Annotated in this window: 7 protein-coding genes and 2 pseudogenes; 4 read left to right on the top strand and 5 right to left on the bottom strand. The window is 49.9% G+C overall.

Features of this window, described 5'->3' with window-relative positions; translation table 11 throughout:
• Window positions 1-4 precede the first annotated feature (4 nt).
• The 4 genes and pseudogenes from IC230_RS09155 to IC230_RS34755 all read left to right on the top strand — a co-directional run bounded on the left by IC230_RS09155 (window position 5) and on the right by IC230_RS34755 (window position 3231).
• Window positions 5-919 (top strand): dipeptidase, encoded by a 915-nt coding sequence (locus IC230_RS09155; RefSeq protein WP_317171780.1) that lies wholly within the window; start codon window positions 5-7, stop codon window positions 917-919.
• 131 nt (window positions 920-1050) lie between these two features.
• Entirely contained in the window at window positions 1051-2034 is a 984-nt protein-coding gene (locus IC230_RS09150; protein WP_191038694.1) for a ThuA domain-containing protein, read from the top strand.
• Between the two features lie 108 nt (window positions 2035-2142).
• Window positions 2143-2388: pseudogene (locus tag IC230_RS34760) on the top strand (outer membrane beta-barrel protein); the annotation flags it as partial.
• A pseudogene (locus tag IC230_RS34755) lies at window positions 2336-3231 on the top strand (outer membrane beta-barrel family protein). The pseudogenes IC230_RS34760 and IC230_RS34755, both read left to right, overlap by 53 nt.
• Before the next feature lie 160 nt (window positions 3232-3391).
• Here the strand turns inward: IC230_RS34755 and IC230_RS09140 are convergent.
• The 5 genes from IC230_RS09140 to IC230_RS09120 form a co-directional block, all read right to left on the bottom strand.
• Window positions 3392-5290 (bottom strand): glycoside hydrolase family 127 protein, encoded by a 1899-nt coding sequence (locus tag IC230_RS09140; protein ID WP_394355486.1) that lies wholly within the window; start codon window positions 5288-5290, stop codon window positions 3392-3394.
• Between the two features lie 112 nt (window positions 5291-5402).
• Window positions 5403-7427, bottom strand: coding sequence for a beta-L-arabinofuranosidase domain-containing protein (locus IC230_RS09135; RefSeq protein WP_191038692.1), 2025 nt, complete (start codon window positions 7425-7427; stop codon window positions 5403-5405).
• 33 nt (window positions 7428-7460) lie between these two features.
• Entirely contained in the window at window positions 7461-9065 is a 1605-nt protein-coding gene (locus IC230_RS09130) for an MGH1-like glycoside hydrolase domain-containing protein (RefSeq protein WP_223860529.1), read from the bottom strand.
• A gap of 10 nt (window positions 9066-9075) precedes the next feature.
• Entirely contained in the window at window positions 9076-10203 is a 1128-nt protein-coding gene (locus IC230_RS09125) for a glycoside hydrolase family protein (protein ID WP_317171779.1), read from the bottom strand.
• Window positions 10154-11767, bottom strand: coding sequence for a RagB/SusD family nutrient uptake outer membrane protein (locus tag IC230_RS09120; protein ID WP_191038691.1), 1614 nt, complete (start codon window positions 11765-11767; stop codon window positions 10154-10156). Before IC230_RS09120 ends, IC230_RS09125 begins: the two co-directional genes overlap by 50 nt.
• Between the last annotated feature and the right edge of the window lie 39 nt (window positions 11768-11806).

Here is an 11806-nt window from a genome sequence, read left to right as displayed (position 1 = left end):
TTTCGTGATAAGATGCGACTATAATAACCGCTTATACCTGTTTTACAAAAAAATAGCTGCTCTGAGTGCGCTACAGCAACGCTTAATCGGGCAGTGTGGCAACGCAAACAAGGGTTGTCATTTCCTGGAAGGGCAGTTAGAGCGAGTGGAAGAAGCTTACAAACGGGGCGTACGGCATCTCGGACGACTCCATGATAACGATGCATCAGTACCATTGGGCGATGTTTACACCAACGCTGCACAATTTGGTGGTCTGACCACTTTGGGAAAGGATGTCATCAAAAAATGCAACCAGCTAGGTATTCTTATTGACCTGGCACATGCCAGCGATGAAACGTTGAATGCAGCCCTCAAAGTGGCGACCCAACCGGTGATCATCTCGCACACTGGCCTCAATACTCAGCTGGGCAACAACCCGTTCATGGCCAAGATGATGCGACCAAGACTTATCAGCAAGGAGCAGGCTAAAATCGTTGCCGACGCCGGGGGATTGATTGGCGTATGGACACACCTGGCTGACACACCACTAGCGTATTCTCAGAACATCCGGGGCCTGGTCGACGCCATTGGCATCGATCATGTATGCATCGGCACAGATACCAAGATGACTCCAGCTTACCGATCTCCCGGCAATGTCGGGCCCAAACCCGCTGGCTCTGTCCCACAACCTGGCGGGGGAAATCCCGATAATCAGCAAGCAGGTCCCCCAAGCGATAAAAAGAATCCGAATGACCCCGGTAGAAATCTCGGGGGAGTCGGCGAACGTACGAATATGGCCTGGGAGAATCAAAGGGTTGGATTTTATTACGCCGTTGTCGATGCTTTGTTAAAAACCGGCTTCAACGAAGATGAAATTGGCAGGATAGGCGGTGGTAACTTCTGCCGGATATTCGATGCGACCACGAAGGGGCACTCCTGATGTCAACAGTACGTCTGTAAATCGTGGAATAATGATTTTTCAAAAAGCAGCATACTTCATGAATAGTTCTGTGAAGTTTTGAGCTTTGGCTATCATAATGACCACTCACGCTTACATTAGAATACAGGCCAATGAAAACACTAATTTACCTATTGCTGACTTTATTTTTGGGGATTGGTAGCGCCCCGGCTACGTTCGCTCAGGCAAAAAAACCTTTGATAAACGTATTAATTGTCGATGGGCAAAACAACCACGACCAATGGCCCAAAATCACCTACATGATGAAACGGTATCTCGAAGAAACAGGTAAATTTTCGGTCGATGTACAGCGTTCGTATTACACCTGGAATGGAGGTGATTTAGTCGAAAAATACAAAATACAGGGTGTACCGACGACCCAGTCGCTGCCTAAACCCAAAATGGACTCGGCCTTTCACCCTGATTTTTCGAAGTATGACGTAGTGATCAATAATTTTGGCTGGAATGCCGCTCCCTGGTCCGATGCGACGCAGGCCGATTTTGAAAAGTTCATTCAAAACGGAGGAGGCCTGGTGGTTATCCATGCCGCCGATAATTCGTTTCAGCAATGGCCAGCCTACAATCGAATGATCGGTTTGGGAGGTTGGGGTGACCGCACCGAAAAAGACGGCCCTTATGTGTATTATGATCAGGACGGAAAACTGGTGAGAGACAACAGCGTTGGAAAAGCAGGTTCGCATGGAGCGCAGAAGGAGTTTTTGATAACCATTCGAAATGCAAACCATCCTATTACCAAAGGAATGCCTCTCAACTGGATGCACACTAAAGACGAAATGTATGATCGTTTGCGTGGACCTGCCGAGCAAATGGACGTATTGGCAACTGCTTTTTCATCAAAAGACAACCACGGTACAGGACGCAACGAACCGATGCTCATGACCATCAAAATGGGGAAAGGACGGATTTTCCATACCCCACTGGGCCACGTAGATTACTCCGTTGAGTGCGTGGGCTTTATTACGTGTCTGCAACGCGGCACGCAATGGGCCGCTACGGGCAAGGTAGATATTCCTGTTCCAGGCGATTTCCCTACGGAAAATGCGGTAAGCCAGCGAAAATTTGTGGACAATCCGTAAACAATAGATACCATTTGCTAATGGTACGTTACTGGAAGATTTTCGCCAGAACATAACGACTAAATCGCCCAACCGGGGAATTGATCCAGACCTGGGAGCCAACATGCCTGGGAAAGTGGAGCCAAATTAATCCTACGCGACAATCGCAGTACGTATCAGTTGTCGGCCAGCCAGATTGAAAACCCTGGCCAACTGGTGCCCGTAGTGTCACGTAGCGACCTGTTTACGTATTCGCAAAACGTATTGGCGGGATACAGTCAGGTTAAATTAAAATGGCTGGGCACTACACGCCGGAGCCCGTCTGGAAGGTACATTTCTGAAAGGCCGACAACAGAATCAGAACATTACATTTAGGAATAACTTCTGGAATTTTGTTCCAAGTGCTACGTTGTTCAAAAAGTTGAATGCCAAAATAACCTGACCCTGAGCTATACGAAACGCATTTCGCGACCTTCCATTTGGGCCCTAAACCCCAACCAGAATGCGCAGGACCCCAAGAATATCGAAATCGGTAACCCGTCGCTACGTCCCGAAGGCGTAAACCAAATAGAATTCACGTATGCGCTCCAAACCGATTCCGATTTCTTCCTCAACGCGTCGCTGTTCGGGCGAGAAACGACCAATTCCATTGAAAGCCTTATTCGAATTGACGCAGCAGGAATTGCCACCACCACCAAACAAAACCTGGCGTCGAACCGGCAATTCGGTCTTAATCTATCGACATCATTTAACGTACTGCCGGGTTGGAAAATCAACAGCAATGCCAACCTGCGGCATGCTCGTTTCCAGAGCGGTGCGTTGGCGATTAGCAACAGTGATCTGGCCTGGGGCATCAACGTAAACAGTAGCTGGAAACTTCCGAACCAGTTCAGCCTGCAGGCTTATACTGACTACGATGCCCAAAGCGTAACGTTGCAGGGCTACGAAGGTTCCTGGTTCTACTACAGCTTCTCGGCCAAGAAAGAAATCACTACCCGAAAGCTGACCGTTACACTCACTACTGTCAGCCCATTTGGGGGTTACATCAGCCAGACGGGCCTCACGCGTGGAACTGATTTCGAAACCACTATCCAAAACCGGTATCTGATGCGTACTGTCCGTCTTTCGCTGAACTGGGAGTTTGGCAGCCTATTCAAAGCCAGCAACAGCCGGAAGATCAATAATGACGATCAGAAGAACACGAAGGTGGGACGTTAAAAGAGAGTTTCCTGTAGGAATTTGACAGACGTTTGCGATGAAAGCTGCTCATTTATTAATTTTTTGCTCAACGGCCGACCGTCCCAAATCCCTCCTTCAGGCTAATCTTGGGGAAGGGTTGGTACAAGGAAATAGTTGGGGACTGTTGGCCATAAATTACTTATTCGGCAATTTTCACTTCCCTGATCCGGTTCGGTAACCACACCTGCATGGGACTTTTCCCACGATTCGCCCAGGTGTAGTACGGAATCGCCGTAATTGACTTAGGTTTTATCTGGACACTTAGTCCGTCGGCAGCGGCTTCAACGATAGATAAGTTGGCTTGAATGGCCACAACGGGCTCGTCAAGTACCTGATGCGATTTAGTCGTAAACGTTGCCTGATTCGGAACGAGAATATTATAGGCCCGTCCGTTATTATCGGCACCTTCTACACAATATACCAAGGGCCCACGTTGCAGAGCCACTCGATTCTGGTCGGCTTTTACTTCGCTTCGGGCGGTTACTTGTCGAACATCCATCGGTAATTTCACCTCAACAACGTCACCTTTTTGCCAGGTCCGGTCGAGAACAGCATAGCCTTTTTCCTGACGATACGTTGCGGGTTTGCCATTTACCACGATCTCGACATTCGAAGCGTTAGTATCGGTAAACTGATACAACTTGCCAGGTACCGGTACGTTGCTGGCCCAGCCCGGTATTCTGATATGCAGCGCGTACGCCACCTTTTTCGCTGGGTTCACCGTGATCTTTACGTTTCCTTCCCACGGATAATTAGTCTCCAGCTGAAGTGGCACCGTGTTTTTACCGACCGCAAATGTCGTGTTGCTGGAAACGAATAGATTGACCCAGATTCCCTGTTCAGAACGGCCATAGATATAATCGCCCAGGGACGCGACCAGTCGAGCAATATTCGACGGACAACAGGCGGTACCGAACCATTCGCTACGTCCATAATTACCGGCTGACGAAAGCGGGTTACCATAGAAAAAGCGGTCTCCACTCAGACTCATACCGTCTAGTGCTCCATTGTATAGACTGCGCTCCAATACGTCGATGTACTTACTTTCACCGGTTAACAAGTTCATCCGCTGATTCCAGAATACCATGCCTACCGATGCACAGGTTTCGCAATAGGCCGATTCATTGGGTAGATCAAAGTCTTCCGTAAAGCCTTCGTTATGGCCCGATGAGCCGATCCCGCCGGTCAGATACATGTTCCGATAAACGACATCCTCCCAAACGGTTGTCATGGCCTTTAGGTAGCCCGCATCGTTTGTAGCGGCTGCTACGTCGGCAGCGCCGGTGTATTGATACATGGCCCGAACCGCGTGACCAGTAATTTCTTTTTGCTGCTTCACCGGTACGTCATCCTGGCAATATTTCGGATTCTTCCAGTCATCCCAGATTTTGCCCTTCCCGTAACCCCGCCCGCGCTGGTCCAGAAACCAGTCAGCCAGTTTCAGGTACCGGTCCTGTTTGGTCAGATGATAGAGTCGCATCAGCGCCAGTTCAATCTCCTGGTGGCCGCTCACCCAGGGACGATTGGTGACCCGGAAGGTAGAATCAATATGATCGGCAAAGCGGATCGCTACGTCCAGCAGCTTACGCTTACCCGTCGTGTTATAATACGCAACGGCCGCTTCGATCAGATGACCGGCGCAGTAATCTTCGTGCCGTTCCATATCGGTCCAGCGTTTATCCAGTCCCGTCAGCGTGTAATACGTATTGAGGTAACCATCCGGCAATTGGGCCGCAGCAATCTTATCAATCCACTCGTCAGCTTTTTGTTGAACGGCCGCATCCGGATGATTTTTAAGCGAATACGCCATTGCTTCAATCGCTTTGTATACGTCGCTGTCGTCATAATAAATGCCTTCGTGTTTTTCGCCCTGTTTGCGGGCCACCTTTTCGAAATTGCGGATGCGTCCCGTTTTCTGTTCTGTCTGAACGATGCAGGCCTGAAGCGTTGCCGTGGCCACTTTATCCAGTTTCGGTTTCCAGAATCGATCCGTAATCGTCACCTGCGAAAAGCCTACCGGCTCAAATCGCTGAATCATCAACTGCGCGTGGCCTGTCAGCGTCGATAGCCCGATCACGGCAATCGCGCAGGCTGAACGTTTTATGCTTTTTATCATCGGATGGCTTGGCATGAGAATGCGTCTTGAACTGTTACTTCCGGACAACCGGGAACTGTGAAATACGCAGATTGGTACAACCATACGGAATCAACGTAATGTCTTCCAGCTCGTTAGCTGTCTCAAGCTGATACGTCAGACTGTACGGAATCGGTCCAGTCATTTCATTGTAAATCCCCCATGACGGAATGCGCCGACCTTTGGTTTTGATTTGCAACGGCGCATTGTCGGGATTCCACGGAAAATCAGAAACCGGCTTTACTTTTTCTATTTTATATTGATCGTCCAGTTTGTTTTCCGGCACCTGAATCAGGGCGTAATTCCAGGGGGTTGTGGGGTGTAGTTCGTTATACGTAGCGCCGTACTCAATCGGGTCTTTGTCGTTTTTAACGGGTGTTATTTTATCGCCAACTTTCAGCGCATACGTAATAGGGCCCCGCTCCACCGACATGGAATTTTCGTACCAGTTGTTTTTGAAAATATGCATGGGTAGTTCAAGCTCCACAACATCGCCCGATTTCCATTCACGAGTAATCTTTACCACCTGATTTCCGACCTCTTCCTTCCAGACTTTTCCATTGATTTTCACCGTACCTTTTTTACACCAGGCAGGCATACGAAGATGGAATGGGAAACTGGCGGTTTTCGACGGACTTATCGTAAAGCGAATCGTTTCTTCAAATGGATAGCCTGTCTCTTCCTTTACCGCTACGTCGAGCCCATTTCCCAGTGACATTTTCGCTTCACTAGGCGAATAGGCCAGGGCCGCAATGCCTTTGTCGGCGGTTGCGTACCATAGGTTCTGCACAAATTTAGGCCAGCCCTGGTGCATGTTCGACGTACAGCATGGATAGCCGGATAGCAAGCCAAAACAAAGATCGGTACCGTGGTGGTTAACGTCGAAATTACGCGTGTGCCGGGTCGCCATCACCTGGTTCGCCTGCTGGAAATACTGACGGGTCATAAAATCGTCCGATACCTGCGTCGGCAAGGCATTGAAGGCTACTTTTTCGAGCTGGTCGGCATAGGCTACGTCACCGGTGATTTCAAGGATACTTTCCAGCGAGAACATCATCTCAACCGCCGAGCACAGTTCCGAGCCCTGCGTTGGGTTGTTGCCATGCAACGCTTCGTCGCCCCCGTACAGACCATGTGCCATGCCATTGTATTTACGAATGTCCGCAAAGCCTTTTTTAGTAGCGTTCAGGTATTTCTGATCCGGGTGATGCTGATAATAAATGAGCGGCTCTTTGATTCCCTGCGCCAGATTGACGCAATGGATGCTACCGGGCTTTGTCAGCATATCCGTACTCAGAAACCCATTCGTGTAATCAAACGTCTGTTTGTGAATCAGATCGCCCAGGTCCAGCAAAAATTTGTCGCCCGTAAGGTTATACAGCCAGTACACCACCATCAGGTTATCGCCACCCCGGTAACGCGCCCAGAAAGTCCAGTGATCCAGCGGTTTCTTATGAAGCTCATTCAACTGATACTTAAAATAGTTCGTCATCAGCTTGATCACCCGCTGATCGCCGGTTGCCGAATAGTATTGCTTCAGGATCTTGAGCATGACCATTTTGGGCCACCAGTCGCGGCTGTTATCGCGCTGAATACCCGGCTCGGGACCGTAGTCTTTGGATGGCCCGAAATAACCGTCGGGTTGCTGGCTGTTAAGAGCCCATTCCACCCAGGGTTTGGTTTTAGCGATCAATCCCTGATCATCCAGAATGTAAGCGAGTGGCAAAAGACCATCAATCCAGTACGGTCCCCGCTCCCACTGATCGCCATCGCCCCCTAACCAGCCGTTCCGGTTATTCATCACCAGCGGATACAACTCGTCCAGCTTGCCGGTTGCCCCATTCTTCTGGCGGATCAGCATTTCCTTCAGCCAGCCCTGCGGTTTAATGGCACCCAGCGGCAGTTCGATATACGGATTTGGCCGTAACGGCGCCCGGCTGCCCGCGTAGGTTACCGGCTGGACTTTAGTCGTTTTTACCTGCCCAACTGCCGTCAGGGCAAAGCTTGCCAAAAGAAGGTGAAACGTAACGTTGATTTTCATGCAGGTATACGGACTTGATTGGTTGCCAATTACTCAAATAGCGATGGTAACTCGTTGTAAAGAAGCAGAAGAAGCCTTTTCTATACCATTCACAAACACGCGAAGTCCGATTCCTTTTCCGTATTTCTTTCCGGTTTTGTCGTACAGAATGGTCAGCGTTTTTCCATGATACGGTACTCGATCCAGGCAGAAATAGTCCCAGGTATTATCAGGCAGAAGCGGATTGATAACGAGTTGATTACCGTGTTGCGGACGTATGCCCACAAGGCCGGAAATAATATGATCGCAAAACGACGAATGATTATAGTCCTTGCCACGTTCCCGACCGCCCTTTTTTTCAGACCAGGTACCCGTTTCCATCGTCGATAACCGGGTACGCGAGATCCAGTCGCCCGTGTAGGGATTCAGGTTTTCATCGATCCACGGTACCCGATCTCCGTTCGGCAACAGGCGTTGTTGCGAACGGCTATACGTGAGTAGCAATCTCCAGTAATCGCGCTTGTCCACTACGTTCTGTTTGTAATCGTTCAGCAGATTAGCCAAAGATGTGAGGGTTATAGCGGTCGAAAACGGCCAGCTTGGGCCATTCCACTGGCATTCATGCCCTTCGTAGGCAATCTGGAAACCCGGATGCCGCTGTTCCGTCGTGGTCGGTCCGTACGGTGCCCAGAATCCCTGTTCATCAAACAGCTGCGCCCAGGCGATGGCCTGTTTTTCGTCGGGAATAGAAAAATACCAGGGTGTAAATCCATGTAGCTCCCGAACATCGGCGCGGGTCAACGTACCGGTTCCGCGCGGAATGACTTTAAAGAATTTAGCGTTGTCGTCCCACAACTTACCCAGAATCTGCTGGCGAATCATGGCCGCTTTTTTCGTATACTCGTCCGCAACGGCTTTATTACCTGCCATACGCGCAATGGTGACCAACGCCTGCGCATTTCCGAACATATAACTGTTGATCGTAGCCCGGTACCCCTGATTTTTTTGGCCCAGCGCCCCGGAAACAGAAACTTCCATACCGTCGCGATTGTCGGTTTGCCAGAACATACCCGTCGAATCCAGCCGCATCTTTTCCCACTCCTGAAAATCGTTCAGCAAGTCAGGTAATAAGTTGATTAGAAACGTAGTATCGGGCTGAACTTTAGCGAATGAACTGATCGCATTAGCCGCCCAGGAACTGTACGAACGCGGGCTTGCTCCCGACCGAAACCAGAAACGAGCGTACTGTTTCAGATACGCAGTGTCGCGTAGCCAGCGTCCCTCGTAAAAATGATGCCCCGCCGGACAGTTTATGGAATTGTATTTTCCAGCCCAGGAAACATCCGGCAAAAACTCGGTAACAATGTAGCCCGCCGGCGTCTGTTTCAGGTGCTTTCGATACGTCCACCAGCGGAAGTAATACGTCTGCTCGAGTTGCTTATCCGGGCACTCGAACAAGGGAATGTTTTTCGAAAGAAAATCCCAGGATTTTGCATTGGGAATCAATTGCTTATACAATTCCTCATCGGCGTGATTAAAGGCCGTTACGTACGGTTTGAACGTATCGGGTTTCAGGATAAAATCCTGTGCCCAAACCAGTCCGCCCAGACATTGACAGCACAACAAAAAGCAACAAACAGTCAGTCGTTTTGGCATCATTGCGTTTTCGCTAGTCATTAAGTTGGCTCTTCCCCAAATCTTTGGAGGTTGCCAGGGCAATTACCCGCCCTTTCGTACCAACGGCATTGTAGAAATGATACACCACACCGTTCCACTTAATGACCCAGGGTTTGTGCGCATAGGTTTTGTCGAACGGTTCGGATGGAGCGATCAGGTCGTCGCCTTGCCAATCGGTCCAGTTGACAAGGTCATACGAGCAGGCAAACCGCTCGAAAGCACCGGGTTTCCAGAAGGCTCCAAAGTAAAACATGACGTAGAGATCGCCGATTTTTGTGATTTGTGCATCCCCACAAATGCCCGTCTGCCGGGTAATCAACGGTTGCTGGCCGTAGCGTTTCCAGTGCGTCATATCGGTTGAAACGGCCATCGCGATGGTTTCGAAGCCGTTGCCGTTCGTATCGGGTTTGGTCCCCTTGGCATTGTAATACATCACAAACGGGTAGCCTGTTTTCCTGACTTTGTCCCGAATAATCAGGCTTTTGTAAATGGTTTTGTCATCGTACCAGCGCGCATCGGGATCAACCGCCGACAGAACCGGCTGGGGCAGACGTTTTGTTTCGACCGGTTGGGTCAGGTCGTTCGTCGTTGCCATACCGACACCCAGTCGGCCCGCTTCGTACCCTTTCTCGGAACCACCCAGGTACGACAGCCAGTAGCGCCCCTGGTATTTTTCGGCTTTGTATGTGCCACCCCAGTCCGTCTCGACCAACGCTACGTACCCGGCTTTCTGCGTAGCATCCCAACCGGTTTCCGTAAATGACATCAGCTTGCCCAGCGTAGTCCATTTCAGCAGATCATCACTTTTTGCCAGCCAGGTTTCGTAGCCCTTCCCGTCAAAAATGATGTAGCTCATGTACCAGTGATTCTCGTTCCGAAAGATGGTCGGGCTATCCACCATCCGTCCTGAATCGGGTTGTGGCAGCACAATCCCATATTTGAAAGGTGTTTTTACCTCGTCAAAAATGGTCTGCATCATTTCAGCTGACACAGTAGCGGCCGGGGTTTTCAACTGACCGAACGAATCCAGACCAAAAAGAAAAAGACTACTGGCAATCAGCCATTTCACCTTATTGATAAGCCGGATTTTGGACCAGCTTCGGGTTGGAATTAATCGCAATCTGAGGGAGCGGAAATACAGCACGGTGATTGCCATTCGGTTTGTGAGAAAGCCAGCTTTTGTTTGTATAGATGCCAAAGCGAATCATATCCCGCCGTCGAAACCCTTCCCAAGCAAATTCCCAGCCCAGTTCGTCCAGCATACGGCCATATTTGACAGTCGTCGTGTTACCCGGATCAACCACTTTGTAATTTTCAACATAGCCGTATTGATAGCTGCTGTTTTTTTCGAGATCCGCAGCGGTAACCGTTGCTTTGGCTGGCGTGGCCGTGAAGGCGCGGGTACGTACCTGCGTAATGATGGCAGCAGCATCCGTGCCTTTTCCGGTACGTAACAGGCATTCTGCCTGCATCATCAGGACCTGCGAATAACGAAAAAATGGAAAGTCAGTGCTCAGACTGGCCAATGCACCCTGCTTCACCTCAAATTTATTCATTCGGTAGCCTTCCGCTTCTCCGGTGTAAAGCCCGTCGGGGATTTCTTTCGTTAGCACAATGTTCTTGCCCGCCTGATCGTACGAACCTTTTAGTGGCGTAACGCCGTCGGCTGAAAACTGTGGGCCAATCATCCAGGTAGAAGCTAGCCGCCCGTCGGCCGGATCGTACGTATCAATGAATTGCGGAACACCTTTGGCTGAACCTGCCCCCCAAGGCGTATCCAGCATACCAAACTTGGCTTTCAGCGACGCATGCCAGGAAAACATTTCCACGTTAAATCCGCCAGCCTGATTTTCGTCGAATGGAATGGCAAACACAATCTCCGGCGAATTCTGATTGTTAGTGACAAACGGCGCCCGAAGGGACGTCTCGAGCTGATACTTGCCCGAAGCAACGACGTCGTTGCACTGGGTGAGGCACTCCTGCCATTTGGCTTCGCCCGTATACACTTCAGCATTCAGGTATACGTTGGCCAGCAGTGTTTTAGCGGCCCATTTGTTAAACCGTCCATACATCAACTGATTCCGGTCCTCGCTCAAAGTCGGAATGGCTTCTGTAAGCTCTTTCACGATAAACTGATAAATATCTTTCCGCGCCGTTTTTCCCTTCAGTTCGTCAGACCGATCAGCAATCAGTGGAACATCGCCGAAGTTATCACAGAGCATCCAGTAAAAGAACGCCCGCGCGGCACGTACTTCCGATACCAGAGCCTCTTTGGTAACCCCGGTGGGTGGTGTAACTTTTCCGCTGTTGATCTGATCAATAATCCGGTTGGCGTTAATAACCCCCGCATAAAAACTATTCCACATGTTGTTCATCTGTGGATTTTCGGAGTTCCAGGTGTGCAAATGCATTCGTTTATAAATACCGCCATCGTCCCAGCCCGATGCGTTAGCCGGCATCACGATCCCGTCGGCCGTCGATTCCTGGGCCATGTAGTAATTCGTGTGGTTTATAAGACCCCGCATATTGGCGTATACAATGCTCATCGCCTTATACGCATCGGTGTAGGCGTAGGATTCTTCCGTGACTTCGGAATAGATTTTCTCTTCGAGATCGTTATTGCAGGCACTCAGGGTGAATGCCATCAGCGAAACCGTAAAGAGGTATGGTTTTATGAATTTCATGTTAGCGGATGTTAGGAAATACGTTTGCCAATCGAGTGT

Origin of the sequence: Spirosoma validum (assembly GCF_014699035.1) — a bacterium.
Taxonomy (GTDB): Bacteria; Bacteroidota; Bacteroidia; order Cytophagales; family Spirosomataceae; genus Spirosoma; species Spirosoma validum.
The sequence above is the reverse complement of the archived record's forward strand: the minus strand, read 5'-3'. Positions and strand labels throughout refer to the sequence as shown.

Excerpts from the sequence above, each read along its gene's own strand:
- IC230_RS09135 (WP_191038692.1), bottom strand. The coding sequence starts at position 7,427 with ATGAAAATCAACGTTACGTTTCACCTTCTTTTGGCAAGCTTTGCCCTG.
- IC230_RS09120 (WP_191038691.1), bottom strand. The coding sequence starts at position 11,767 with ATGAAATTCATAAAACCATACCTCTTTACGGTTTCGCTGATGGCATTC.
- IC230_RS09130 (WP_223860529.1), bottom strand. The coding sequence starts at position 9,065 with ATGATGCCAAAACGACTGACTGTTTGTTGCTTTTTGTTGTGCTGTCAA.
- IC230_RS09150 (WP_191038694.1), top strand. The coding sequence starts at position 1,051 with ATGAAAACACTAATTTACCTATTGCTGACTTTATTTTTGGGGATTGGT.
- IC230_RS09140 (WP_394355486.1), bottom strand. The coding sequence starts at position 5,290 with ATGATTCAGCGATTTGAGCCGGTAGGCTTTTCGCAGGTGACGATTACG.